22 protein-coding genes are annotated in these 26,078 nt (G+C 71.4%); 13 read left to right on the plus strand and 9 right to left on the minus strand.

Annotation, left to right across the window (positions count from 1 at the left end):
* Positions 1-12: 12 nt before the first annotated feature.
* The 3 genes from WMF27_RS11005 (at position 13) to WMF27_RS11015 (ending at position 1,794) form a co-directional block, all read left to right on the plus strand.
* Entirely contained in the window at positions 13-372 is a 360-nt protein-coding gene (locus WMF27_RS11005; RefSeq protein WP_437768905.1) for an immunity 8 family protein, read from the plus strand.
* 390 nt (positions 373-762) lie between these two features.
* A complete protein-coding gene (locus WMF27_RS11010; RefSeq protein WP_437768904.1) occupies positions 763-1,140 on the plus strand; it encodes a hypothetical protein in 378 nt (125 codons plus the stop codon).
* A 117-nt stretch (positions 1,141-1,257) separates the two neighbouring features.
* Positions 1,258-1,794, plus strand: a complete 537-nt coding sequence (locus WMF27_RS11015; RefSeq protein WP_437768903.1) for a hypothetical protein — start codon at positions 1,258-1,260, stop codon at positions 1,792-1,794.
* A gap of 16 nt (positions 1,795-1,810) precedes the next feature.
* On the opposite strand, the gene WMF27_RS11020 is transcribed toward WMF27_RS11015, so the two are convergent.
* From WMF27_RS11020 to WMF27_RS11035, 4 genes are all read right to left on the minus strand, one after another.
* Positions 1,811-2,266, minus strand: a complete 456-nt coding sequence (locus WMF27_RS11020; protein WP_437769866.1) for a chemotaxis protein CheW — start codon at positions 2,264-2,266, stop codon at positions 1,811-1,813.
* A 329-nt stretch (positions 2,267-2,595) separates the two neighbouring features.
* Positions 2,596-4,599 (minus strand): calcium-binding EGF-like domain-containing protein, encoded by a 2,004-nt coding sequence (locus tag WMF27_RS11025; protein ID WP_437768902.1) that lies wholly within the window; start codon positions 4,597-4,599, stop codon positions 2,596-2,598.
* The gene (locus WMF27_RS11030; RefSeq protein WP_437768901.1) at positions 4,596-6,077 is read right to left on the minus strand and encodes a calcium-binding EGF-like domain-containing protein; all 1,482 of its coding nucleotides are present in this window, start codon (positions 6,075-6,077) and stop codon (positions 4,596-4,598) included. The genes WMF27_RS11025 and WMF27_RS11030 overlap by 4 nt, the downstream gene beginning before the upstream one ends.
* The gene (locus WMF27_RS11035) at positions 6,074-6,742 is read right to left on the minus strand and encodes a hypothetical protein (protein ID WP_437768900.1); all 669 of its coding nucleotides are present in this window, start codon (positions 6,740-6,742) and stop codon (positions 6,074-6,076) included. Before WMF27_RS11035 ends, WMF27_RS11030 begins: the two co-directional genes overlap by 4 nt.
* Positions 6,743-7,461: 719 nt before the next feature.
* On the opposite strand from WMF27_RS11035, the gene WMF27_RS11040 reads away from it, so the two are divergent.
* From WMF27_RS11040 to WMF27_RS11060, 5 genes are all read left to right on the plus strand, one after another.
* Positions 7,462-8,997: an isochorismatase family protein gene (locus WMF27_RS11040; RefSeq protein ID WP_437768899.1), complete on the plus strand. Its 1,536-nt coding sequence runs from the start codon at positions 7,462-7,464 to the stop codon at positions 8,995-8,997.
* Positions 8,994-9,698, plus strand: coding sequence for a glutathione S-transferase family protein (locus WMF27_RS11045; protein ID WP_437768898.1), 705 nt, complete (start codon positions 8,994-8,996; stop codon positions 9,696-9,698). The genes WMF27_RS11040 and WMF27_RS11045 overlap by 4 nt, the downstream gene beginning before the upstream one ends.
* Positions 9,699-9,973: 275 nt before the next feature.
* Entirely contained in the window at positions 9,974-10,288 is a 315-nt protein-coding gene (locus WMF27_RS11050; protein WP_437768897.1) for a hypothetical protein, read from the plus strand.
* A gap of 247 nt (positions 10,289-10,535) precedes the next feature.
* Positions 10,536-12,029, plus strand: a complete 1,494-nt coding sequence (locus WMF27_RS11055; RefSeq protein WP_437768896.1) for a vWA domain-containing protein — start codon at positions 10,536-10,538, stop codon at positions 12,027-12,029.
* 16 nt (positions 12,030-12,045) lie between these two features.
* Positions 12,046-12,255: a putative metal-binding motif-containing protein gene (locus WMF27_RS11060; protein ID WP_437768895.1), complete on the plus strand. Its 210-nt coding sequence runs from the start codon at positions 12,046-12,048 to the stop codon at positions 12,253-12,255.
* 44 nt (positions 12,256-12,299) lie between these two features.
* Here the strand turns inward: WMF27_RS11060 and WMF27_RS11065 are convergent, their stop codons facing one another.
* Both WMF27_RS11065 and WMF27_RS11070 read right to left on the minus strand, forming a co-directional pair.
* On the minus strand, positions 12,300-13,085 hold the full coding sequence (locus tag WMF27_RS11065; RefSeq protein WP_437944132.1) for a CPBP family intramembrane glutamic endopeptidase: 786 nt from the start codon (positions 13,083-13,085) through the stop codon (positions 12,300-12,302).
* Positions 13,086-13,222: 137 nt separating this feature from the next.
* A complete protein-coding gene (locus WMF27_RS11070; RefSeq protein WP_437769865.1) occupies positions 13,223-14,101 on the minus strand; it encodes an alpha/beta fold hydrolase in 879 nt (292 codons plus the stop codon).
* Between the two features lie 275 nt (positions 14,102-14,376).
* Between WMF27_RS11070 and WMF27_RS11075 the strand changes: the two genes are divergently transcribed.
* Entirely contained in the window at positions 14,377-15,129 is a 753-nt protein-coding gene (locus WMF27_RS11075) for a CheR family methyltransferase (protein ID WP_437768893.1), read from the plus strand.
* 102 nt (positions 15,130-15,231) lie between these two features.
* Here WMF27_RS11075 and WMF27_RS11080 read toward each other — a convergent pair whose 3' ends face one another.
* Positions 15,232-17,991, minus strand: a complete 2,760-nt coding sequence (locus WMF27_RS11080; protein ID WP_437768892.1) for an MXAN_6577-like cysteine-rich protein — start codon at positions 17,989-17,991, stop codon at positions 15,232-15,234.
* Positions 17,992-18,308: 317 nt separating this feature from the next.
* Here WMF27_RS11080 and WMF27_RS11085 point away from each other — a divergent pair, with 317 nt between their 5' ends.
* Together WMF27_RS11085 and WMF27_RS11090 are read left to right on the plus strand one after the other, a co-directional pair.
* A complete protein-coding gene (locus tag WMF27_RS11085) occupies positions 18,309-20,834 on the plus strand; it encodes a DUF3656 domain-containing U32 family peptidase (RefSeq protein WP_437768891.1) in 2,526 nt (841 codons plus the stop codon).
* A 108-nt stretch (positions 20,835-20,942) separates the two neighbouring features.
* On the plus strand, positions 20,943-21,470 hold the full coding sequence (locus tag WMF27_RS11090) for a hypothetical protein (RefSeq protein WP_437768890.1): 528 nt from the start codon (positions 20,943-20,945) through the stop codon (positions 21,468-21,470).
* 101 nt (positions 21,471-21,571) lie between these two features.
* On the opposite strand, the gene WMF27_RS11095 is transcribed toward WMF27_RS11090, so the two are convergent.
* Complete coding sequence (locus WMF27_RS11095; protein ID WP_437768889.1) at positions 21,572-22,780, minus strand: vWA domain-containing protein; 1,209 nt, start codon at positions 22,778-22,780, stop codon at positions 21,572-21,574.
* A 232-nt stretch (positions 22,781-23,012) separates the two neighbouring features.
* On the minus strand, positions 23,013-23,777 hold the full coding sequence (locus tag WMF27_RS11100; RefSeq protein ID WP_437768888.1) for a dienelactone hydrolase family protein: 765 nt from the start codon (positions 23,775-23,777) through the stop codon (positions 23,013-23,015).
* A 1,057-nt stretch (positions 23,778-24,834) separates the two neighbouring features.
* Between WMF27_RS11100 and WMF27_RS11105 the strand changes: the two genes are divergently transcribed.
* Entirely contained in the window at positions 24,835-24,999 is a 165-nt protein-coding gene (locus WMF27_RS11105; RefSeq protein WP_437768886.1) for a hypothetical protein, read from the plus strand.
* A gap of 24 nt (positions 25,000-25,023) precedes the next feature.
* The gene (locus tag WMF27_RS11110; RefSeq protein WP_437768885.1) at positions 25,024-26,016 is read left to right on the plus strand and encodes an NAD-dependent epimerase/dehydratase family protein; all 993 of its coding nucleotides are present in this window, start codon (positions 25,024-25,026) and stop codon (positions 26,014-26,016) included.
* Positions 26,017-26,078 lie beyond the last annotated feature (62 nt).

A 26,078-nucleotide genomic window follows, 5' to 3' on the forward strand; every position in this document is an offset into this window, starting at 1 on the left:
CTTTCCCCGACCATGAAGCTCGTCATCCGCTCCGCTGGCGTCTGGGGGCATCCCAATCTCCGGACGTGGGCGCCCGACGATCCCGACGCGTTCGCCGAGCTCGTGATGCTGGACGTCGGGCCCAGAAAGGGGGCGGGCGCGGATTCCTTCACCCTCAGGGTGGCCACGCCCGCGGGGCTGGACCGGCTGGAGGCGCGCGATGGCATCCTGGCCACCCGCCCCCTGCTCGTGATGCGCCGGTACGACTTCGACGATCTCTGGCGCTGGCTCGAGCAGACCGTCGCGTCCTGCGAGGCCGAGACCTGGCCCGCCTGCGTCGAGAACCTCCGGCGCTACTTCGCCTGGGAGTACGAGAGCTACCGGGAGCCGTGACACGGCGCGCGCTCTCCTGTTCGCCCCCGCTGCGCTCCGCAGCGCCGGCGTTCGACGCGCGCGGCGGCTCCTCCGGCCCGGCCGCCCAGCCGGCGCTCGCGGCCCCCCGGAAAGGCGGCGATCACCGCCGGTGTCAGGCGCGTCTACGCGACCGCGCTGGACACCATTTGGGCCTTGCGGCGCAGAGCCGGGCTGTGAGATTTTGTGCGGGGGGAGGTCCCAGAACTACTGCGGGAAGTCGGAGGGGGAAGCGAACCGCCATGACGCCAAGGGCGCCAAGAAACCAGGGAAATGAGAGGGGAGAATGCCGGGACGGCACTTCTTCTTCTCCCTTGGCGACCTTGGCGCCATGGCGGTTCTTCTTTGCGCCGCTCGTCCGAGGATAGAGAAATGAGGCTGACAATCTTTCTGGAGGAGTACGCGAAGCACACGGCGCTCAACGTCGGGCAAGTGATGCAAGGCGTCCGGTACTTCTACTCTCATCCGGACTGTGACGATGTCGCGCCGCGAGGGACGGTCAAGCACTGTTTCTTGTCGATGTCCCTTCGAGCGAAGCGAATCGCGAACGACCTCTTCTTCTCGGTGATTCCACCTCACTGGCATCACACGCCGGAGGAGCTCCGCGAGATGCGACCGATCCCGATCAAGAAGTGGTTCTTCTATGGATATTCAGCCTGGCAATTCGACGAGTCCGGGCAGGTCAGAGCCGACCTCGACGGAAGAGAGGATCGAAGATGGGATCCGCGATGCCAGAAGCCACAGACTTGACGGGTGGAGCGCCTGACGACCTGGGCCTGCTGCCGATGAGAGGGTGAGCACGCGTCCCCGCTCGCGGCAGAGGCCCCGTTCGGCAGGAAAGGGGAGGCGATGCTTGCATGGGCTGAAGTGAAGCGGCTGATCTCCCAGCTCGTCGGCCCGCGGCTGGTCGATCTCGGGTTCCGCAACCCGGGCCGTGCCATGTGGCGGCTTCGCCCGTGCTTCGTTGACGTCGTCTGGTTTCATTGCCCTCGGGCCGGCATCTTCCAGGTCGAGTTTGGTTGTGGGCTGCGCAAAGCCGTCCGAAACAATCCGGCTCCCTGGCATTGCCAGTTCCGCACGCAGCCGGGGCATTCGTTCAACTGGGAGGACATCCCCTGGTCGTTTCGCCTCTCGGAATCGGAGCAGGCCGAGGTCCTCCGGCTGCTCGCCCCTCGGGTCGTGGCAGCCGCGAGGCGGTGGTTCTCTCACTTCGACACGATCGACAGCGCCATCCGCGCGCTGGAGAGCAATCCGTTGTCGGGGCCGCGAAGTGTAGCGCTCTGCGCCCCCGGCAGTCCTGCATACAACGAAGCGATGTCCGAGCTGCGCGTCGCGGCGGTCGGTGTGGCCGGACAACCCGCGGCGGCCGACGAGGCCGGGGCTCTGCACCGACCTCGCCGCTGAGCGCGAACGTTGTCGCTCACGATGAGCCGACGCCCGCGGGCTCGCCCTGCGGCGGCGCGCCCGGCAGCGCCGCGCGGGCGCCGCCTTCGGCCTCGAGCGACGCGGCCGCGAAGAGCTCCTCCGGCGAGAGGATCCGGTCGATGTCGAGCAGCAAAAGGAGCCTGTCGCCCACCTTGCCGAGGCCGACGAGGTGGCCCTGGCGGGCCCGCGCGCCGAACGGCGGCGGCGGCTCGATCGCCGCCGCGTCGAGGTCCACGGCGTCGATGAAGAGGCCCATCCGGGTGAGCTCGCCGTCGAGCTCTGTCTCGACGATGAGGATGCAGCTCCGCCGCGTGATCACCGACGCCGGGAGCCCGAGCCGGACGGCGAGGGCGATGACCGGGATCACGCGGCCCCTCAGGTTGAGCACGCCGAGCACGGCCCGCGGCATCCTCGGCACCCGCGCTCCAGGAGGTGGCCGGCGGAGGTGCAGAGACCCTTTGGAATGGGACGCAACAAAGGCACGCGTGTTGTACGGCCGCTTACGACGTGGGCGGACACGCCGGAGATCCGGGCTCCCATGGGTCGGGAGACGGTGTTCTCTGGTGAGCGCAGGCGGTCAGTCGTCGCGTTCGACGTGGACGTGCCCGCGCGGCGTACGTGCGCCGTGGTCAGAACGAAGCGCGCGAGCCGTCAGGGGCGGAGGTGATAGAGCAGGCGCGCTTTGCGTCGCCTCAGGGCAGTGGCCGGGCAGCGCTGGCTCTCTCGACGAGCTGTCGAGTCGCAGCGTCGACCTCTTCGATCGTCATGGATGATCCCGCTTCATGGCGCGACCGGCTCCCAGCGGGCCAGCGGCCCTCTGGGGATGACGCCTCCCGAGAGGGGCACGCTCGATCTCACGGCGAACGCGCCGTCCAGCGTGTGCAGGACGCCCGGCCCTGGGCGGTGGAAGCGCGGATCGACGGCCAGCCCGCGCGCGGCCCACTCCTCTGGTGTGTAGACAACGATGTCCTGTCGATCCGGGCGCGTGAAGGCCGGAGCGTAGCCGCCCAGATGGATGAGGGGCACCGCTCCGTCCGCGAATCCGTCCTCGATCTGCAGCTCGATCGGGTCGTCCGCCGCGTAGATGACGAGCGCCCGAAACCTCGCCCCGGCCGCCACGCTGACCAGGGTCGCCTCCTCGAGGGCCAGGCAGAGGAACACGTCGGGGTTGTCCGCGGTGATCCGCACGGTCCGCGGGGCGCTGTCGCCGCCTCGGCCCAGATAACTTTGCACCTCCAGCTTGTCCGGCGTCGCGGCTGCGAGGGTCACCTGGTCCACGTCGGCGTCCGGCTGTACGAAGCGGCCGGTAGCGCCCGCGTAGCCGTCGAGGCCGAGCTCGGCCGCGGTCGAGCGACAGGCTTGCACGCGGGCGGCGGCCTCGTCCGCGTCGGTCGCCGACAGCGCGAGGAGCGCGCCGTCGGCGCCGATCTCGATGCCCAGCGTGGCCGGGGGCAGCGGCGCGAGCTCGGTCAGCGCGCCGTCGGCGAGGCTCACCGCGAACAAGGTGTCGCGCAGCACGAGCACCCGCTGGTTTGCGGCGTCGAGGGCGAGATCCGCCGCCCCGGCCAGCCCCGTCTCGAACCGCGGCACCACCGTCTTCGCGGCGGGATCGATGCTCAGCAGAGAGAACGACCTCGGTCCACCGAGCGCGTAGAGCCGATTCGTCGCCCCATCCCAGGCGAGCGGACCCACGGCGCCGCTGCCATCCACGGCGTCCTCGATGGCGCCGGTCGCGAGCGAGTAGGATGAGATCGACCCGGCGCGGTTGACGAAGAGCGCCTGTGGGGTCGCGCCGCCCGACAGCCCCGTGATCTCGATTTCAACCAGCGGCAGCGCGCTGCCCGAGCCCGGATCGAGCGTGGCGAGCACCGAACGCCCCTCGAAGGAGCCCGCCATCACCAGGGCTTCGCCCGCCGTGGGCGTACGGCCGCACGTCCCGCCTTCGTGTTGCTCGAAGTTCGCGGCGCAGAGGTCACAGCTCTCCCCCGTGTATCCAAGGACGCAGACGCAGCGCGCGAAGCCGATCGAATCGTCGCACCTCCCGTGCTCGCCGCAGCGGACGCCGGCCCCGTCGCAGGAGGGCAGGCAAGCGCCCGTCGTCGCATCCTGCAGGTAGCCTCCGGCGCAGCTCGCACAGCCGATCCCGGCGTACCCCTCGGCGCACTCGCAGCGGGCGCCCGTCTCCGTGTCGACGCAGATCTGGTTGGTGCTGCAGGTGAAGCCGGAGGCGGCGCACGTGGGCACGCAGCCCGTCTCGCTGTCCCGATAGCCGAGCGCGCAGCGCGAGCAGTCGTCCCCGGTGTACCCCGTCGGACACGCACACAGCGCGGTGCCGCCCGCGTCCGAGCAGCGGCTCGGCGCCTTGCAGTCGAGCTGGGCCTCCGCGCAGGTGGGGCGGCAGTCGCCGTTCGCGTCGTTGTCCTGGTAGCCGCTCTCGCACTGATCGCACAGGCGACCTTCGTACAGCGCCTCGCACGTGCATTCGTCTGCGCCGGCCGTCGCGACGCACGTGCCGTGCGGACCGCAGAGCTCCGGATTGACAGCGCAGTCGAGCGGGATGAGCGCGCACCGGTTGCCGACCTGCTTGTAACCGGACGCGCACGTCGTGCACTCGGTGCCGACGAACCCCTCGGTGCACACGCAGGTCGGGCCCAGAGCCGAGCTGACGCACTCCTGCCGGGCGCTGCACATCTCGACGCCGCAGCTCAGAAAGCCCGAGACCGAGTCCTCGCACCCCTGAAGGGAGAGGAGCAGGAGCGGCCACGAGACGCGCAGGGCCCTCATGGCACCTCCGCTACCCACGCAAGCGCGTTGCCCGCAGGCTCGTGCGCGAGGCGAACCTCGAGCGTGGCCTGAGACGCCCAGTCCATCAGCGCGAGGGTGGCGGCGCGCCGCTCGGGAAAGCTCGTGATGCTGTCGAGGGCCAGCGCCTCCCACGAGGCCGTGTCGTGCCCGGTGATGCCTTCGATCGGCCCCGAGACGCCGAGGCCCTCGTCGGTGTGGACGATGAAGCTGTAGCTCGCGTCGGCGGGGCGCGCCGTCGCGTCGACGCTCACCGCTCGGCCCGGCGCGGCGATCAGGAGGAAGCCGGCCCGGAGGCTCGCGGACAGCGCGATCTCGAGCTCGGCCGCCCCGCCGCCGTCGTCGACGACACACACGGCCGCGTCGGGGTGGTCGACGGCGATGGTCACCGCGTCGATCGGCTGGGTGCCCAGATCGGCGACGATCAGCGCCGGATCCGCGCCCTCGTACGCCAGCGTGAGCGGCGCCGCGGTCCCGCCGCCGGCGTCGACGACGAGGTTCGCGTGCCACGCCGGGACGGCGCCGAAGCGCGCGAGGACTCCAGCGCAATAACGCAGGAGTCGGTCCTCACGGCTCTCCGCCTCGCTGCCGAGCAAGTAGGCGCGCGCGCTTCCGGGATCGAAGGCCATGGCGAGCCAGTCGGAGCCCTGCGTCTGGCCGACGAGCTCCGGCGCGGAATCAGCGAGCTCGAAGGTCCCGCCCGCCTCGTCCAGCCCGAGGATCCTCGCGCGGCTCGGGTCGTACTCGAGCGCGCGAGCGCCTACCGCGGAGAGCTCCTCGGCCTGGAACGTCTCGAGATCGATCTCATAAATGGCGTCCGCCGACGCGGAGAGCGCCCTGTTTCCGGCTGGATCCAGCGACAGCGCGCTCCCCAGATCGGCGTCCGCGTCCGTGAGATCCATGACCGCACCGGACGCGAGATCGAGGGTCGCCAGGCGCCCGCCGTTCAGCGCGAACACGCGACCGGAGCCCGCGTCATAGGCGACGTCCGTCACGGTGCTCGGCACGCTCGCCAGAGGGCGGAACGACCAGTCGGGCGGGACGAGCGCGCCGAGGACGCGCTCGGAGCCGATGACGGACAGCGTCAGCAGCGCTGGCGCCGAGAGCGCGGCGACGCACTGGCCGGCGGCGTTGGGCGTGAGCCCTGGCTCGCAGCGCTCACAGCTGGCGCCCGTGTGCCCCGGATCGCAGCGACACGCAGCTCCGATAGCCGTCTCCTCGCAGGCTCCGGACTCACCGCAGTCGACGTCGGGGGCGTTGCAGGTCGGGACACAGTCGGACCCGATCAGCGCGGGTCGGTAGCCCTCCCGGCACGGATTGCATTCGGGCCGGTCGTCTCCCGGCGCGCAGGTGCAGACGCGGCCTTCGCCGCAGTCGAGCGGCGGGGCCTCGCCGCCGTCGTCTGCACACCCGACGACCAGCGCCAGGGCCGTCGCCCAGAGCCGGTAGCGCAACGTCATTTCCCTATCCCGACGGTGACCATGAGCCAGAACCTCCACGCGCTGTAGTCGTACGTCTGCTTCGCTCGCCAGCTCGGTCCCTCCGCGTCGATCCCGAACAGGCGATAATCGACATGCTGGACAAGGAGCTCGGCGCCGATGGTGTTGAGGCGCGACGTGCGGAAGACAGGGCCGACCTGGAACCCGTAGATCCAGCTGAAGCGGGTCGGATAGGTCACGTCGCACGCGCTGACTTGCCCGCTGGCCCGCAAGTCGTCACACAAGCTCTCGTAGGCCTCGCCGTCCCTGCCTTGCGCGCTGCCGTCGTGCGCGAACAGGAACTCCGGACCGGCGAAGGCGCCGAATCGAAGCGCGAGGGACTCCACCACGGGGAGCGCGGCGCCGAGCATGAAGGGGGTCGCGAACTCCCAGCCGATGCCCCGCTCCGGCACGGTGGGCGCTCGTCCTTCGAGGGTCGTGCCCGTGGTGAACCAGAAGCCAAACCCGAGGCTCACAGGCTCAGGCCCGAACATCAGATCGAAGCCGAGCAGCACCGGCGTGTGATCGTCGACGTCCTCCCGCCCGGAGCGCAAGGACAGCGGGCAAGTGCCGGCGCACTGGCCCTGAAAGTCCAGCGTGCCGCTCCCGTAGGCGCCGTAGCCGAAGCGAAACACGGACAACGGCACGCTCCGCGGCTTCCTCTTGGCCGGAGGCGCTGGCTTCGACGGCGCGGCAGCGGTGGGGGCCGGCGGGGGTATGAACGGTGGAGGCCCGGGCGGGTGAGGCTGGGATGGATAGGTATACGGATGCGGGTACGGATACGGATACGGATACGGATACGGATACGGCTGAGCGGCGCTCGGAGGAGGCGGCGCGGGCTGCGCCGGTTCAGGCTGTGCGGGGGCGGGCGGCGGGGCTTCCGCGGGCGCGGGCTGTGGCGGTGGAGGCGGCGCGGGCGCGGGCTGTGCCGGTGCAGGGGGCGCGGGGGCGGGCTCCATGGCGCTCGAGTCGGGGGCCTGAGCGAACGCCCGCGCGCTCATGATCAAGCCGAGGCACTGCACGTGCCAGAAGACACTCCTTCGCGAGGTGCGCCGCCGTCGGGTTTTCACCACTTCCTCATCCTAGGGCTCGGGCGCGAGCTGAGGCAAGGGCCAAGCCAGCGGCGAATCTGCTGCAAACCCGCCTCGCGCCTCGCGAAGACCACGACATCCGTGTCGTTGGCTCTCTCGACGAGCTGTCGAGTCCCAGCTTCGACCTCTTCGATCGTCATGGATGCCCGCGCTGCCCTGTTCGACGCTGGAACCTCGATGATCCCGGATGAGCTCTGCCAGGCGTGCTCTGCTCCGCGTCCCGCGTCGAGGCCCCGGAGCTTGGCCGAGCGACCGACCGGTGGTACCAGGACACGATGGATGTGAGAGCTGGGGCGCCCTCCCAGGATCCTGCGCGCACGGCGCTGCTGATCATCGACATGCAGAACGACTTCCTCGCGGAGGGAGGCGCGTTCTCGAAGCGCCACTGCGATCCGCGCCAGCTCGCGCAGACCGTGGCCTGGCTCGCGCGCGCGGCGCGCGCGCAGGGGCGGGTCGTGGTGTGGGTGACGTCGGCCTACGGCGAGATCGACGCGGCCCCGGACGCGCTCCACGGGCAGACGCACACCGGCAGCGCGTGCTGCGCCCGCGGCACGTGGGGCGCCGAGCTGTTCCCCGCGCTCGCCCCGCTACGCGCCGAGCGCCCGGCGGGGACCGCAGAGTGGCACGTCGAGAAGCGCTGGTATTCGGCGTTCCGAGAGACCGAGCTGCACGCCCGGCTGGCGCAGGCGGGCGTGACCGCGGTGGTCCTGTGCGGCGTCGCGACCAACGTGTGTGTCCTCGCCGCCGCCCGCGACGCGCGCCGGCTCGGCTATGACGTCGACATCCTCGGGGACGCGACCGCGGCGGGGACCGCGGGCAAACACGCCGTGGCGCTGCGCGAGATCGAGGGCCTCGGCGGCCGGCGCCGCAGCTGGGCCGACCTGCTCTCCGAGGGACCGGGGCCCGTGCACGTCGCCGGCATCGGCGCGGGCGAGACGGCGCTGTGGTGCGGCGCCCTCGACGAGCGCCTCGCCGGGGAGGCCGGCGCCTTCGCCGCCGTCGAGCGCGAGGTCGCCTGGACGACGATGCGCCACCGCGGCGGGGAGGTGCCGCGCCTCGTCGCGATCCAGGGCGAGCGCTCGCCCGACGGCGCCATGCCGCTCTATCGGCACCCGGTCGACGAGCAGCCCGAGCTCTGCCCCTTCACCTCCGCCGTCGACCGCATTCGCAGGGAGGTCGAGCGCCGCGTCGGACACCCGCTCAACCATTGCCTGCTCCAGCTCTACCGCACGGGGCGCGACTGGATCAGCGAGCACTCCGACAAGACGCTCGACCTCGTGCGCCCGTCGTTCATCGTCAATGTCTCGCTCGGACGACAGCGCACCATGGTGCTCCGGCCGAAGCGCGCCGAGGACGGGGATGCCATCCAGAAGGTCCCTCTGCCGCACGGCTCGCTGCTCGTCATGGACCTGGAGACGAACCGCCGATTCTATCACGCCATCCGGCAGGAGGGGGACGCTGGGGGCGAGGGCGGCGTGGGCGGCGATGGCGATGGCCCGGCGTCGCCATCGCGCATCTCGCTCACGTTCCGGCACATCGGCACGTTTCACGATCCGGCGACCGGCGCTGTCTGGGGCGTCGGCGCGCCCGCGTCGGAGCGCGCCGAGGCCGAGGCGCGCGCCCGAGCCCGAGCCGCGGTCCCCGCGCCGGAGCGCGAGGCGGCGGAGCGCGGCGAGGCAGAGCGGATGTTGCAGCTCTTCCGCGCCGAGAACATCGACCCCACCTTCGATGTCGCCGCGTACCGCCCCGGCTTCGAGGCGCTCAATTTTCGCACGCTCCGCGCGTCGCAGGAGCCCGGAGGCGACCGATGAGCGCTCGGCGCGCGGTGTATTTCGTGAACGGCTCGATCTCGAGCTGGCGCGTCCTGATGGCGGCTCACGAGAAGGGCCTCGCCTTCGAGCCGCGCCGCCTGCGCGTGATGCGGGAGCCCCGCGAGACGCGCACCCCGGAGTTCCTTGCCCTCAACCCGCGCGGCCAGGCCCCGGTGCTCGTCGAGCCCGACGGCACCGCCATGAACGAGTCGCTGGCCATCCTGACGTACCTCGAGCTGCGGTATCCCGACCCGCCGCTCCTCCCGCCGCTCGCCGAGCCCGGCGCGCTCGCCCGCGCGCTCGCCTTCGCGCAGGAGTCGGAGGCCACCGCGTGTGTCTACGACCCGCTGGAGGGCCTCTTCGAGGCCGGCCCGGAGGCCGTGTCGCCGGACCGGCGAGCTGCCATCCTGGGCGCGCTCTCGGGCGTGGAGCGGGAGCTCGCGCTGTGGGATGCGCGGGCCCAGAAGACACGGTTCATCGCCTCGGATGCCTTCACGCTCGCCGACTGCGCGTTCTACCCGGTGCTCGCCTACATGCAGCGGCGCGGGCTGTCGCTCGCCGGTTATCCGGCGCTCGACGCCTACGAGCGCCGCGTGCGCGATCGCCCCTCGGCCGTGGCCTCGTACCCCGAGGGCTGGTCCCACGACCGGGCGCGCCCCGACCTGTTCGCGCAGGCGCGTGCGCTCGCCGCCGCGACGTAACGCGGCCGCCCCGCTGGCCGTGGAGTGAACGCGGCACGTCATCCGGGCTGAAGTTGACCATTATCACTGAACCTCCCAGAGCCGTCATTCGACCGGGACTCATCGGACAGGATCGTCCGCCGTCCGTTGCGCGGTGAGCTGAATGGTTGCACTACCCTGTGCTTGACATGAAAGCGCGTTTGAACGTCCTATTGCGCCGCGGTGCCAGCTGCCGTTCCGGTGAGTGCAAATCCAACCGATGAACGTTGATTATGCTCGCTCCAGGAGGTCCATCCATGCGAACGCTTGCCACTCGAGCCGCTTGCGCTGCCCTCGGTCTTTGCCTCGCAGCCGCTGCCTGCGGGCAGCCCGAGCCGAACCTCTCCGGGCAGGGAGGTGCGGGCGGCGGCTCGGGCGGCGAGAGCGCGGCCAGCAGCGGCGGCACGACGTCGAGCTCGAGCTCGGGCGTCGATACGACGTCGAGCTCGAGCTCGGGCGCGGGTCCGGACGACACCCCTGTCGAGAACGAGAGCGCCGATTGCGAGGTCGCCGCCCTGCCTGAAGTCACCCACAGCCTGACCTGGGCGGCGCCCGGCTCCGCAAGCGCGTGATTCCGATGGATTCAGGGTGCTTGAGCCGGCGCGGTCGTCGCGAGGGATGGCTCACCTGAGCGCGCCTGCGCTCTGACGTCGCTGTCATGGATCGGGCCGGAGCGGCGCGTCGATGCGCGCTCCAACCAGACGATGCGCGGGTCGCGGCGTTGGCACTGAAGCTGCACCCTGCGCGGCAGGACGCGGGGCGAGGACGCGTCGCGATCCTGCGCGAGCCTGTCCGCCCGGCGTTCGAAGGAGTGATGGCATGAACCGATTCTTTGGCTTCATCATGACGGTCGCGTCGGGCATCGTGATGGTCGGCTGCGCAGAGAGCGGCGCGAGCGACATGGGCTCCTTCGGCGGCTCCGGCGAGTTCGGCGCGACGCCGGGGGGCGTGAAGGATATGGGCTTCGCAAGGGGCCTCGTCGAGAACGGCAGGGTGCCGCCGGCCGAGGCGTTCGTCGTCGAGGCGATGTTCTCGGAGCACGATCTGCCGCTCGAGGGCGCGCCGTGCGCGACGCTCCTCTGCGTGCGCGCCGCGATGGGGATCGCCCCGGACGGGCAGGGCGAGAGCGCCGCGTGGGTGCAGGTCGGCCTGTCGTCGACGATCGATCCCGAGACGTTCAAGCGACCGTCGATGGCGATCGTGGCGACGGTCGACGTATCCGGCTCGATGTCGTGGGGTTACGGCGACGGCGAAGGCGGGATGCCCGCGGCGATCGCCCACTCACTCCTCTGGAACGTGGCGAGCCACCTCGACGCGGACGATCGCTTCGCGCTCGTCACGTATGGCTCGTCGGTCGACACGCCGCTCGACTGGACGCAAGGGAACGACCCCGAGATCAAGGAGGCCATAGGCGAGCTCTCGGCGGACGGCTCCACCAACATGGAGGCGGGCCTGATCCGGGCGTACACGCTCGCGCGCGAGGCGAAGGGCACGGCCGACGAGGTCCGCGTCATGCTCTTCACCGACGTTCAGCCGAACGTGGGAGCCACGGGCGGCAGCGAGTTCGAGCGCCTGGTCGCGGAGGGCGCGGACGACGGCATCGGGATCACCGTCTTCGGCCTGGGCCTGGGGCTCGGCGCCGAGGTCATGAACCGGATGTCGCACCTGCGCGGAGCCAACGCCTTCGGCCTGATGAACGCCGACGACGTAGGCCTCTTCATGCAAGACAACTGGCCGTGGATGGCGACGCCGATCGCCCATGATCTCAGCCTCGTCGCGACCTCCTCGCCGGGCCTCTCTCTCTCTCACGCGTATGGCTTCCCCACAGGGGAGGCCGGCGCGACGTCGATCGCCTCGCTCGACGTCGCGAGCGTGTTTCTCAGCAAGCGCAAGGGGGCGCTGCTCCTTTCCCTCACGCCGGCGTCGCCAGAGGAGATCACCGGGTCGGAGGTGGAGATCGCGCTCGATTACGTCGACCGCTCGGGAGAGCCGGTCTCGAGCTCCCTCTCGGTGCGCTATGACGGCGAGGCGCTCGACGAGCGCGGCGTGGTGATGCCGCAGGCGAGCGTCGACAAGACGGTGGCGCTCGCGCTCCTCGTGCAAGCGATGCACGACGCGGCGCAAGCGTACAGCTCGGACCGCGCCGCGGCGATTGCCACCCTGGAGCCCGCGCTCGCGCGCTTCGCGGGCGACGCGGCGGCGATAGGCGACGCCGGCATCGACGCGGAGGCGGCGTTCTGGCCCGCGCTCCTGGACCTCATGAAGGCGGACGCCCCTCTAGGAGATTTTTACAGTGATTTCAGCGGCAACTGACGCTCTCCGAGGGCTCGTGGTCGTCCTCGGCTGCGCGCTTGTCACGGCGTGCGACGCGGGCCCGGATCGAGACGGCGATGGCTTCGAGGCGTCGGATGACTGCAACGACGCGAACGCCGAGGTGCACCCGGACGCCGCCGAGATCTGCGACGACGGGATCGACAACGACTGCAATCTCCTGGTCGACGTCGCCGACGCGGCGTGCGCCGGCGAATCGGGCGCATGAGCTAGATGCCGAGCGGGCGAGCCCGGGCCCGGCGCCCGGACGTGTCACCCCGGGCGGGGCGCGGGCTGCGCCGCGGCGGCGCCCCGTGTCTGCATCTGCATCCACCGAGCGGTGATGACCGCGGCCACGAGCGCGACGATCGTCGTGACCAGGAGCGGCGCGGCGCCGTCGCCGGACATGTGCGCGCGAGAGACGTTGTCGAGGTGGATGCCGAGGTGCGCCGCCCACGCGACGAGCACGCTGCCGCCGGATCGGAGGTGCAGCGCCGTCATCAGCACGCTGAGCGACGTGATGAACAGGAGGCTGAGCGCCGACGACCACCACGGGACGCCCGGCAGGCACATGGTGGGCAGGTGCCAGAAGGTCCACGCGAAGCCGAGGACGAGGCTGGCGCGCACGGGTCCCTGCGCCGGAAGGAGCCGCCGGAGGGCGTAGCCGCGCCATCCCAGCTCCTCACCCAGCGGGGCGAGGACGGCGATGCCGCGGTGTTCCGGCGTGAGGGGCGTAACCAGGAGCGTCGCCGGCAGGCTCCCGCCGGCGAGCGCCAGCAGCGCGAGGCCGAGGAGGTGCAGCGCCGCCGGCATGCACAGGGCGAGCGGCGCGTAGCCCCAGCCCGCCGGGGCGGGGTGGGGCGAGAGGAGCCCCGAGAGCCCCGCTCGACCGCCCTCCTTCCAGGCGCACACCACGGCCGCGAGCGAGGGGCCGACGGCGCCGAGCACGAGCGGCGCCATGGCGACGCCGGGAGGGATGCCAGCGCCCCACTGCTGGAGAAGCAGGGGCAGCTGGCAGAGCCATGTGATGGCGTAGGCGAGGAGGAAGAACCGGGCCACCGGACGAGGCATGGACCGGCGGGACAGCGGCGCCGCGCAGGATGTTCCCCGTGGCCGCGTTCAGGCAGCGCGGGGTCGTCCCCGCTTCACCCATCGGCCAAAGTAGCGCTCCTCCCCAAGGGCATCCCGCGTGGGGCTCACCGCCCGCGCGTGCGCCCGAGCAGCGAGCGCAGGATCTCCTCCGCATGCGTCCACAGCAGCGACCCTCCCGCCTCCGGGAGCACGCGCCTCTCTGCCGCGCTCAGCCGCCCGGCGAGCGACGCCCCGAAGTCCGGCGAGTGCACCGTGCTCGTGTCCCGCGCGCCGTACCACAGGTCGACCGGCGCGCGGATGCTCCCCGGATCGAACGGCCACGGGCTCATCGTCAGCACCGTGTCGCGCGCGTAGCCGGCCGGCCCCTGCGAGAACGCCTCATCCATCGCGCGCCGGTAAGCGCGCTCGAACACCGGGGCGGTGTACACCGCGCGGTCGACGTCCCCGAGCGTCGAGAGGACGAAGCTCCACATCGCCTCGGCGCTGAACCCGCCGAAGAACGCCTCCGCGCGCCCAGCGTCGGTCGCCACCAGCTCCACGAGCCGCCGCACGTCCGGCGCCAGCGCATCGGCGAACACCGGATTCGCCAGCTCATCGGTCCCCGCGACCACGGCCACGCCAGCCACGACGCTGGCCGCCGCGCAGGCCAGGGCGAACGGCGCGCCCGCCGAGAACCCGACGGCCGCGACGCCGGACAGCTGACGCGCCTCGAGGAAGCGCCGGATGTCCTGCGCCCAGCCGCCGAGCGTGCGGCCCGGGGCCTGGTCCGACGCCCCGAGCCCCGGGCGATCCACGGAGATCAGCCGCACGCCGAGCCCGTCGACGACGTCGCCCCCGAACCCCATCGACCGGCTCGTGGCGCCGCCGGGGCAGAGCAGCACGGGGATGCCGTCCTCCGGTCCCCACTCCGCCCAGCCCAGCCGCCGGCCGTCTGGAAGCGCTGTTTGCCCGAGCCGGACCGGCTCCACCACGCCGCTGATCATGGCCCCAAGGTAGTTGAGCTGCACCGAAGATACCAGGCGCTCCGCGCGCGTCGGGAAGGCGCCGAGACCGACCGGGGTCACGACAGTGGACCAGGGAGCGCGCGTGGTCGTGCTGCGCGGTTCCGCATGGAGCTGCCACAGACTCCCGTGGTAAGGTGATGTTGTCAGGGGGTGGGTGGTGGTGAATCTGTGATCGAGCCCGCGACGGCCTTCGGCACGCAAACGCGCATGGATCAACGGCTCGATGGCGCGCCGGCCGGGGAAGGGGACAGGCCATGATCGCGGTCGCCGAGCCCGGCACACGGACCCTCAGCGACGACGAGTTCGTCCTGTTCCAGAGGCTCGTCAAGCGCCTCTCGGGCATCTCCCTGGGCCCGCAGAAGAAGCCGCTCCTGCTCTGCCGACTCGGGCCCCGGCTCCGCGCGCTCGGCCTCCGCAGCTTCGGCGAGTACTACCGCCGGGTGACCGCGGCGGGCGCCGAGGGCGAGCTCGTGCACATGCTCGACTGCATCTGCACCAACGAGACCCATTTCTTCCGGGAACGCGAGCAGTTCGAGCTCCTCCGAGCGCGAGATCCTCCCGGCGTGGGAGAAGAGCGCGGGCCACGGCTCGCCGGATCGCGGAGCGCCCCGCGCGCGCGTCCGCCGCCCGAGCGGGCCTCGGAGATCCCGGACGGGCGCCTGCGCGCCTACATGCTCCGCGGGACGGGCGCGAGCGCGGGCCTGATGAGGGCCGGGCCGGAGCTGCGCCAGATCGTCACCTTCCGGCGCTTCAACCTGCTCGACGCGGCGCCCGAGCGGTTCGGCCTGTTCGATCTGATCTTCTGCCGGAACGTCTTCATCTACTTCGACGCCGCGACGAAGGCGGAGATCGTGGCGAAGCTCATCGCCAGCCTCGCGCCCGGAGGGTGCCTGTTCCTCGGGCACGCCGAGGGCCTCCACGGGGCGGACCCCCGCGTGCGATGCATCGCCCCATCCGTTTACCGGCTCCAGCCGCCGGCGGGGCTCAAGGGAAGCCGGAGCCCGTAGCGCTCCTGCGGGACGTTGCTCCCGATCAGCAGCTCGTCCGGCGGAGCCTCCCTCTCTCGAGGAGACGCGCGACGCTGCTCGACGGCGGCGCGCGGCGCGCGCTCAGGGGTGGATGTTGAGCTCGTAAACGCCGGATTCCTCGAACGCGCCGTCGACCACGATGACGATGGTCTGCCCTGCGTCGAGCGACACCGTGACCTCCGACGTGAACAGGTGCAAGTCCTCCCCGAGCACGTCGTCGCTGCACGCGATCTCCTCGCCATAACAGTCCCCGTCGAAGACGGCGAGCACGGTGTCGTAGTCGGAGCCGACCGTATCGATCGTGTACGTCCCCGCCTCCGGCGCGGTGAACAGATAGACCACCTCAGGCGCCTCGATGCCGCCGCAGCTCGCGTCCACCTTGGCGAGGCTCCCCTTGGTCGTCCCCGTCGCGGTCTGGGAGGCGAGGGGCGTGAGCTCGATGGGCTTATCGCACGTGCCGGTGCCGTCGAACAGGTCCACGTTGAGCATGTAGTCGCCCTCCGCGCCGTGGCTGTCGACGCTGATCAGGGCGGTCTGGCCGGCGTCGAGCCACACGAGCTTGCTCGAGTCCCTGCTATCGTTGACGCAGGCCATCTCGTCGCCTTCGCACCCGCCGTCGCGCACCGACAGGACCGTATCGATCGTGGAACCCACGGTGTTCATGCGGTAGAAGCCATCTGTAGGCGCGGTGAAGCTGTACGTCGCCTCGCCGCCGGGCACCGTGGCGCAGGAGGGCGCCAGGAGATCGGGATAGCCCTCGGTGCTGCCCGTGACCGACTGCGGGACCACCGCGCCGAGCGCGAAGAGAGGGCACGGCGGCGCCTCCCGCTGGGTGATGTTGAGCGTGTAATCCCCGCTCGCCGACGCGCTGTCCACGGAGACGATCACCGTCTGGCCGGCGGAGAGGAACAGGCTCGCCCGCGAGTGGGTGACGACCCCCGCGGGGTCCACGTTGTCATTGCACCTGAGCGAGGGGCCGGAGCACGAGCCCTTCAGCACGTCCAGGACCGTATCGAGCGCCGAGCCCTCCGTGTCGAAGATGTAGAGCGCGTCGGCCGGCGCGGTGAAGCGATACGTCGCCTCGGGGGCCCCGCGAGAGGCGCAGTCGGGCGCGAGGTGATCCGCGAGATCCGCGGTCGTGCCCGTGACCGTCTGCGGCACCGTCGAGCCGAGATCGACCAACGGGCACGGCACCTCGTCGACCACGAGACGGTAGTCGCCCGTCGGGCCCGCGGTGTCCACGACGAGGATGACGGTCTCGCCGGCCGCGAGCGAGAGCGTGATGAACGCCGGCTCGAACAGGCCGTCGGCGCACGCGATGAGGTCGCCGCCGCACGAGCCGTTGCGCGCCTCCATGAGGACGGGGAAGCTCGAGCCGGTCGCGTCGAACGTGTAGAGGCCCTCGCGCGGCGCGGTGAAGCCGTAGGTCGCCTCGCCCCCGGTCGAGAAGGTCGCGCAGGCCGAGATCAGGTTGCGGAGGTGCTCGTTGTTCCCGGTCACCGTCTGCGGCAGGGGCGCGCCGATCTGGACGCCCGGGCACGGAGGGGCCTCGACGATCTCCAGCGTGAAGCTCGCCAGCGGGCCGGCCGGATCCGCCACCGCGACGAGCACCGTATCACCGGCCTCGAGCGTCGCGAACGCGTTCGACTCGGCGGTGCCGTAGCGGCAGTGGAGCGAGCGGCCCGTGCACGTGCCGCCCTCGCGGACCTCGACGATCAGGTCCGACGGGGCGCGCGCGCTGAACACGTACGTGCCGTCCGACGGGGCCGTGAACGTGTACGTGGCGTCCGGGGTCGCGCTGATGTCGCACTCGGCGAACACCGTGTCCTCGCGCGAGACGGTCGTGCCCGTCACCGTCTGCGGGACGACGGGATCGAGGGCGGTCGGCGCGCACTGGACCGGCCCGGGCTCGGCCACGCGGAGCGTGAAGTCGCCCTGCGCGCCGCGCGCGCCGCTCACCACCACGAGGATGCGCTCGCCCTCGGCGAGATCGACGGAGATCTGCGACTGGACGCTCCCCGCGTCGTCGTTGCAGGCCAGCTCCTCGCACGTGTCCGCCCGCAGCGCGCCGAGCGCGGTGTCGTACGAGGCCTCGAAGGTGTCGAACAGGTACGTCCCCGCGTGGGGCGCCGTGAACAGGAACGCCTGATCGGCCGCGCCGGGCCCCGAGCAGGTCAGCCAGCGGCCGTCGTCGGCGCCGATCGTCGTGCCGCTCACCCGCTGCGGGACGGCGGAGCCGATGTCCTGGGACGGCTCCGCGCTGCACGCGCAGGTGCCGCCCTCGCAGGGGCGCCCGGGGTCGCAGGCGCGATCGCACCGACCGCAGTGCTGCGGATCTGCGGCGAGGTCCACGCAGCTGCCGGCGCAGTCGGTGAGGCCCGGGAGGCAGGTCTGCCGGCAGACGGATCCGGCGCACGCGCGGCCCGGCGGGCACGGCGCGCCGCACTTGCCGCAATGGTCCGGGTCGGTGCGCGTGTCGACGCACGCGTCGCCGCAGCGCTTCACGTAGCGGCCCTCGCGGCACTCGGATGGCCCGCCGCCGTTGCCGCCGCCGCCGTTGCCGCCGCCGCCGTCGCCGCCCTCGCCGCCGGTCCCCAGCGGCTCGCAGGCGCCCTTCACGCACGCCTCCCCGGCCGCACATTGCTGGCCGCACGCCCCGCAGTGCTCCGGATCGGCGTGCAGCGCCACGCAGGCCCCGCCGCAGACCGAGTAGGGGGCCTCGCAGCGCGGCGCCGGGGCGTCGTCGCCGTCGCACGCGGACGCCGCCGAGAGGAGCGCGGCAGGCAGCCAGAGCGCGGCCATCGAGAGCGCGCGCCCGAAGCGAAATCCGTGTCTGTTCATCGACATCCCCCTGCGGCACGCGCCGTCGACGCGCGCGAGCCGGCGGAGGACGCGAGCGCCTCTCCGACGTTCGGCTCCCGGGCTCCGCGCTGGTCGTTAATGGCTGACGTGGCCGCTCCGCTCATCCGACCCTGCCATCGAGGCCTCGCTGCGCCGGCCGGCGACCCGACGGCACCTCGGCCGGGTGGGCCGCTTCACGATCGTGCCTCACGTCGTGAAGCGAGGTCAAGGCGCGCCGTCCGGCAGGCTCTTCGGGAGGGCTGGCCCGCGCCAGGTAGAGAGCGACAACCGCGCCACCCCTTGCTAGAACCGCCCGCATGTCGCGGCCCGCGCGCCCTGAAGTCCTCGCTCCCGCCGGTGATCGCGCCGCGATGGAAGCCGCCGTGCGCGGCGGGGCCGATGCCGTCTACTTCGGCCTCCGGGGGGGCGCCGCGGGCGGCGGCGCGGCGTCGCCCTTCAACGCCCGCGCGCGGGCCGCGAACTTCGACGCGGCGGATCTCGAGGAGGCGGTGCGCTTCCTCCACGCCCACGGCGTGAAGGGCTACGTCACCCTGAACACGCTGGTGTTCGACGACGAGCTCCCGGCGGTCCGCGGCGCGATCGAGGCGTGCGCCGCGGCCGGCGTCGACGCGGTCATCGTCCAGGACCTCGGGGTGATGCGCCTCGCGCGGGCGCTCGCGCCCGGGCTCCCGATCCACGCCTCCACGCAGATGACCTGCACCGACGCGGCCGGCGTCGAGCTCGCGCGATCGCTCGGCGCCGCGCGCGTCATCCTCGCCCGGGAGCTCTCGCTCGACGACATCGCCGCCATCCGCCGGGCGACCGACGTCGAGCTCGAGGTCTTCGTCCACGGCGCGCTCTGCATCGCCTACTCGGGGCAGTGCCTGACGAGCGAGGCCATCGGCGGCCGCAGCGCCAACCGCGGCGCCTGCGCCCAGGCCTGCCGCCTGCCGTACCGCCTCGTCGTCGACGGCGCGCTGCGGGACCTCGGCGACGCGGCGTACCTCCTGTCGCCGGAGGACCTCGACGCCACCGACGTCATCCCCGACCTCGTCGCGCTGGGCGTCGCCTCGGTGAAGATCGAGGGGCGCCTCAAGGGCCCCGAGTACGTCGGCGCCACCGCGCGGCTCTACCGCGCCGCGATCGAGGCGGCGCTGGGCGAGGGGGCGGGCCCCGGGGCCACGGACCGGGAGGCGGCGCTCCAGGCGTTCTCGCGGGGCTCGGGCCCCGGCTTCCTGCGCGGCGTCGACCATCAGCGCCTGGTCGACGGCCGCTCCTGCGATCACCGCGGCATCGAGGTCGGCGAGGCGCGCGGCGCCGCGCGCCGGCGCGGCCACGAGGTCGTGGTCGTCCGCGCCGCCCGTCCGCTCGCGCGCGGCGAGGGGATCCTCGTGGAGGGCGGGTTCGCCGGCGAGGGCGAGATCGGCGGCCGCATCTGGGGCCTGTGGGCCGCTGGCCGCGAGGTCGAGCGCGCGCCGGCGGGGGGCGACGTCGAGGTCTGGCTCGGCCCGGACCGGCGGCTGCCCGACGACGTGCTGAGCGGCGCGCGGGGGCTGCGCGGGCGCCGGGTCTTCCGCACGAGCGACCCCGTCGCCACGCGCGCGGTCCGCGAGGCCCTCGACCGCGCCCCGCGCCGGGTGGCGATCGACGTCCGCCTCGAGGGCCGTCTCGGCGAGCGCCCGCGGCTCTCGGCGGCGGCGGAGGGCGGGGCGTCGGCCTCGGTCGAGGTCGACGCCCCGCTCGGCCGCGCCGATCGATCGCCGCTCGACGAGGCCACGCTGCGCAAGCAGCTGGATCGGCTGGGCGACACGCCGTTCGCCCTGCGCGGCGTCGGGCTGTCGCTCGACGGGCCCGCGCTCGTGCCGCCGTCGGCGCTCAACCGCGCGCGCCGGGCGCTCGTCGCGGCGCTGATCGAGGCGTCGCACCGGCCCCATCCGTCGGCGCCGCTCTCGGCCGAGGCGCTCGTCGCCGGGGTCGCTCCGCCGGACGCGCCGCCGCCGGCGCCGGGCCTCTTCGTGCTGTGCCGCAACGTGGCGCAGGCGCGGGCGGCGCTCGACGCCGGCGCGAGCGGCGTCTACCTCGATTTCCTGGAGATGGTCGGCCTCGGCGCCGCGGCGCGCGAGCTGATGGCGGCCGGGGCCTCCGTCGGGGTGGCGCCGCCGCGCATCCGCAAGCCGGGCGAGGAGAAGATCGACCGGTACCTGCTCTCGCTCGGGCCGGCCGCGATCCTGGTCCGCAGCCTCGGCGCGCTGCTCGACGAGACGCCGGGCGTGCCCCGGATCGGCGATTTCTCGCTGAACGTCACGAACAAGCTGGCCGCGCGCGAGGTGCTCTCGCGGGGGCTCGCCGCGTTCACGCCGTCGTTCGACCTCGACGCCGCCCAGCTCGAGTCGCTGCTGGACTCGCCGTTCGGGCCGTTCGCCGAGGTGGTGGTGCACCACCCGATGCCGCTCTTCCACATGGAGCACTGCGTGATCGCGGCGACGCTGTCCGAGGGCAAGGATCACCGCACCTGCGGCCGCCCGTGCGAGCAGCACGCGCTGTCGCTGCGGGACCGGGCGGGCATGGATCACCCGCTCGAGGCGGACGTGGGGTGTCGGAACACGGTGTTCCACGCGGCGCCCCAGAGCGCGGCGCACCTTGTGCCGAGGCTCGCGAGCTGCGGTGTGCGGCGGTTCCGGATCGAGCTGGTGCGGGAGGACGCCGAGGGGGCGCGGCGGGTGGTGGAGGCGTACCGGCGGCTGCTCGCTGGGGAGATGGCGCCGGCCGAGGTCGCGCGCGGGCTGCGGGCCGAGGGGAGCTACGGGGTGGTGCGGGGGTCGCTGCGCGTGCTGCAGGCGTGAGAGGAGCGGCCAGGGGCCGTCGATCTGATCATCGCTCGAGGGAGAAGGACACCCAACCTCCGGGACAGCAGGCCTTGCACGGTGGTCAGCGGCCATGACCGGAGTGTCATGCATGGCGCCCTCGTCGCCGGCCACTCCCACTCGCATTTCGCGCTGGCAGGTGAGCTGGCATGTGAGTTGCTGAGCTTCGCCTGCATGAAAACATGGGGTATGATGGCGGTGGGGTGTTGGCTGCTCGCTGGCTGCAGCGGTCCTGACTTCGACGCAAACCGCGAGAAGTGGCGTTCCGACCGCCCGGCGGAGTATGTCATCTCGATCTGCGGCACCGGCGTCGACGGTGGGTGTACGCTCGCCGCGGTCTCCGGCGATACCGTCGTCGCCACCGCCCACAGCGGGATCGACACTCCGCGCGGCGATTGGACGTTCGATGAGGCGCCCGAACAAGCGGATCCGGTAGAAGCCCTGTTCGACCGAGCCGCGCGCGAGAGCGATGGCTGCGAGCTCGACAGCGTTCTCTTCGATGACCGCTACGGCTACGTGGCGGATTACTTCAAGGACTGCGGTGAAGAAGGGGGCGGCGAGAAAGTCACCTGCTTCCAGGCCGACACGAGCGACGTGACGCGCTGCGCGGAGTGAGCGCGGCGAGCAGCGCGACGATCGACACCCGAGGCGCGTCGGCGCGCCGCTCGCCGCCCGTCATGGGCTCTCCTATGCGGGGGCGACGAGCGGCGGTCCGATCAGAACACGAGCACCTCGCCGCCTGACGCGAGCTGGCACGCGCCGTCCTGGGGATCACCGCCGGTGCGGAGGATCTCGGACGGCTCCGGCTCGCGGTAGACGCCGGAGAGCGCGACGTCGACCATGCGCAGGATCGCGCGATCGAGCTTGGTGACGAAATAGCAGGGGATCGTCGGCTCCTTGTGCGCCCCGCCAACCCCGGAGTCGTCCGTCAGGAAGAGGTATCGGCCGCCCGTGACCTGCGCGGCAGAGCGCATGCTGAGCTCGGTGAGCTCATCCACGCCGCTCGACGCCACGGGATAGACAGCCACCCCGAGATCCTTCAGGGCTCGTATCCCGCTCGCCATCGCCGCGGCGTTCTCCTCGTGGTGGGGCGCGTCCGCGACCCAGAAGGCGAGGCGCGCGGTGTCGCCGCCCGTGCGCCAGGAGAGATCGGCCGCCTTGGAGAGCGCCATGTCCGGCGCCTCCGGGAAGTCGCCGCCGCCGCCGGCTGCCTGCGCGGCGAGCTTCTCCTGGAACTCGTCGGGATCGGAGCGGAAGTCGAACCACCGGACGACGTAGTCGTCCTCGGTGTCCTTGTACAGGACGAGCGACCAGCGCTGCTGGGCGTTCGGGTACTTGGCGAAGATGGAGTCGGAGAGCGCGATGAACTCCGTCTGGAGATACGTGATCTCGTCGCTCATGCTGCCGGTCGTGTCGATGACGAGCGAGACGTCGAGCGTCTCCTTTTTCCCTTGAGGCGCCGCGAAGAGGCTGTGCGCGGCCTGGTGATCGGCCTCGGTGAAGGGCAAGACGCCCGGGAGCGGCTGCGAATAGAGCGTGCTCCGGTACGACAGGAAGAAGTCGAAGTTGCGATTGTCGTCCCAGACGCCCGCGGTGAGCGTGCCAGGATCGATGCTGGCTCCGCCGCCAGCGCCTCCGCCGCCAGCGCCTCCGCCGCCAGCGCCTCCCCCGCCTCCTGTGCCCAGGCTGCCGCCGGGGGAGCCTTCGGTCGAAGGATCGCTTCCATCCGACACACCTCCCGAAGCGGCGGAGCCGACCGCAGGGCCTGAGCCGAAGCTCCCATCGGGAACAGCGCCGGAGTCAGCGCCGGCGCCCCTCCCCGGGATCTCCCCGTCGCCGCCCTCTGCTGAGCTCGAGCCGCCCGAGCATGCTCCCAGCGCGAGGAGGCCTCCCACCATGAAAGCGAAGCGGAAACGGGTGTGCATCGGGATCTCCTTGGCCGCCAGGATCGTCGCGTGCCGACGTCGGACGCGGCCGGGGATGCCGCGAGGCACGTCGCGTGCCGGGGCATGGTTGAGTGATTTCAGGTACTTATGTGACTGAACGGGGTGCGTTCTGTGCCAGGGCGCGCCGGAGCGTGCCGAGGAGCAGCAGGCGCGCGCCCCTGGGATCGCCTGGAGAACGCCACGCTCGTCGTCGACCTTCGGGGTTCAGCCTTCAGTTCTTCGGAGGTGCCGACTTGAGCGTCGCGTCGAACAGCGCGAGCAATGTCTGGTAGTGGCGCTCGGAGGCGGCCTGGTTGTACACCGCTGAATCGGAGGGGACCCAGCCGTGCTTCGCGCCTTCATACGTCTCGACCGCGTGCTGCACGCCCGCCTGCTGGAGGGCGTCGATCAAGCGCTGTTTCTGCTGGTCGGGGAACGAGGCGTCCTCGACCGCGCCCGCCACGTACACGCGCGCGCGGATCCGCGGCGCCAGGAGGTGCGGGCTGTCTGGATCATCGGTCGCCAGCTTGCCGCCGTGGTAAGACGCCGCCGCGATCACGCGGTCCGGAAAATAGCCGGCCGCGGCCAGCGACAACCCACCTCCCATGCAATAGCCAGTCGTGCCGATCGACAGGGAGCGGACATCGGGCTCGGCTGCCAGGAAGGCGAGGAACGCCTCCGTGTCCGAGCGCACGTTGGCCTTGGTGGCCGTGGCGATGTACTTCTGATACCACTGCTTGCGGAACTCCGGATCTCGGCTGAATGTCTCGGCGTCCGGCGCCTGGTAAGGACCGCCGCGGTAAAAGAGGTCTGGCAACAGGACGAGATAGCCGCCCTGCGCGATGCGCTCCCCCAGCTCGAAGAGAGCGGGCCGTATGCCGAGGCCGTCCTGGTACACAAGCACCGCGGGCCAGGGACCTTTGCCAGAGTCGGGGCGGAAGACGGACGCGTCGGTCTGGCCATCCCGGGTCTTCAACGTGACTGTAGCTCGTGACATCTGTTCCTCTTGCTCAGCGTTGGACGTGTGGATGGATCATCGGAGGGGCGCACCGGCCGCGCTCAGCGCGCCGCGGTGGGCTGTGAAGCATCGGCGAGGGTGTCGAGCGGCGCAGGGGTCGCACGCTTGGAGGATTGATGCGCGTCAGCGGGTGCGGCCCTCTCGGAGCAGAGCGTCCCTGTCGCGTCCGGATCCGCAATCGAGCTCGCCAGGCTCCCAGCGTGCGACGAAGCGCGCCTGCGAGGTCGAAGGGCTCGTCATGCAGTCGACTCTTACTCTCGTCCTCTCGTCTTGGCAAGCACACTTGCCTCGTGCTGGCGGCGACGGCGCCACCTCGCCACGGGCTCGGTATCCAGCGACCCGCGCTCGGCGCAGGCGACCGGTCACTCCATGACCGTCCTGCGCCTTGAGCAGCTGAGTTGTTGATCTGCTGCTTTCCGGGCAGCAACGTCGCGGCGTCGCGGCGGCGAAAATGCTGTCCGGACGCGGCATCCTCCGTTGGCACGTTGCTGGCCTATCCGGCGCTGGCATCGACCGCGGCGGCTCCGGGGTGTCCGAGCGCGCCATCGATCGCGTGGCGGTCCACGGCGCCCGCTTTGCCGGCTCTCAGCGCGACGACCGACGCCGAGGGCGCGACGGCGCGCTGCTCCCCGCCCGCCATGCGCTCCACCAGCCGGGGCGACGAGCGGCGGCCGGATCAAACCACGAGCACCTCGCCGCCGGACGCGAGCTGGCACGCGCCGTCCGGTGGATCGCCGCCGGTGCGGAGGATCTCGGACGGCTCCGGCCCGCGGTAGACGCCGGAGAAAGCGCCCGCCCCCCTTGCCGCGGCGCTCCGGAGGAGCCCCGCCAGCCTCGTGCTCCCTCGGGCTCGGGAACCTTACGGGCCGGTCGATTGGAATTGACGGTGCCCATGTGATCGTTCACATTCTCGCCGAGGGTATCCTTGTTGTTGCGCCTTGCTCGGATCGCCATGCGTACCGAGGCATTCGCCGTCTGATTGATTTTTGCACCAACTCCGTTCGCTCGGTCGTCGCTGGCACCGTGATGGTGCGTGATGATCACGGGCGTGGTGCGGGCGGTGATCAACCTGGATGGACGGCTGCAGTCGCCCCGGCACCACATCAGCATCGGGCTGCTGCTGCTCGTCTTCATCGTCATGCAGCAGGTCCTGATCCGCTCGGCCCACGCAGCAAGGGGGGAGTACGGTCGTCATCGATGATGCTGGAGAGTGAGGAGCGAGAGAATGATCGAGGCCAAGCGAATTCTGGTCACCGGGGCGGCGGGCAAGGTCGGTCAGACGTTCATCCGCAGGTTCCTGTCGAACCCCGCGTTCGAGGGGTGGAAGGTCCGTGCCCTGTGCCATAACCGCATGCTGGAGCGGTCGGAGCGCGTGGAGGTGCTGCGTGGGGCCATCGAGGACAGGGCCGTCGTCAACGAGGCGACCGAGGGGGTGAGCCACGTGCTGCACCTGGCGACCAGCAAGGAGACCCCGGAGAGCATCATGGACGTGGCCGTCAAAGGCATGTTCTGGCTGCTGGAGGCCTGCCGCGTCAGCCCTGCGTTCGAGCAATTCATCCTGGTCGGGGGCGACGCCGGGATGGGCCACTTCTATTATCCGCACCCCGTCCCCGTCACGGAGGCGCAGCGGCACAGCGCCTACCCGGGCTGTTACGCGCTGTCCAAGGTGCTCGAGGAGGTCATGCTCGAGCAGTATTACATTCAATATGAGCTCAACGGATGCTGCCTGCGCGCGCCGTGGATCATGGAGAAAGACGACTTCAAGGCGCAGCTATCCTTCGGTGACGACGTGTTCGGAGGGCCGAGGTGGCGCGATCTTGTCGGCACCGAGGCGGCAGAGGGGTACGTCCGCTCGGGCGCCGTGCCGGTGATGCTCGACCGCCGCGGCGAGCCGGTGAAGCGTAACTTCGTGCATGTGGAGGATCTGGTCGCCGCGATCCAGAAGGCCATCAATCATGAGAAGGCTCGCCAGCAGACCTTCAACATCTGCATGGACGAGCCGGTGGACTACGGGGAGCTGGCGCGTTACCTGGAGGCGACGCGGGGCCTGCCGAGCGTGAGGGTGAAGACGTCGTTCCATTCGACTTGGCTGGACAACGCGAAGGCGAAGTTTCTGCTCGGCTGGCGGCCGCAGTACGACCTGGCGCGGCTCACGGACGCCGCCTTCGACTACGTGCGCGCGCCCGATGACCCGCGCGTCACGTGGTACCCCGGTTGATGGGCCCTGCCGCCCCGCGGCGGCCCCTTCCCGTGGTGGACGAGCCTGGCGATCACGCCGAC

This window comes from Sorangium sp. So ce281 (assembly GCF_051527395.1).
In the GTDB taxonomy this organism is placed as follows: domain Bacteria; phylum Myxococcota_A; class Polyangia; order Polyangiales; family Polyangiaceae; genus Sorangium; species Sorangium cellulosum_B.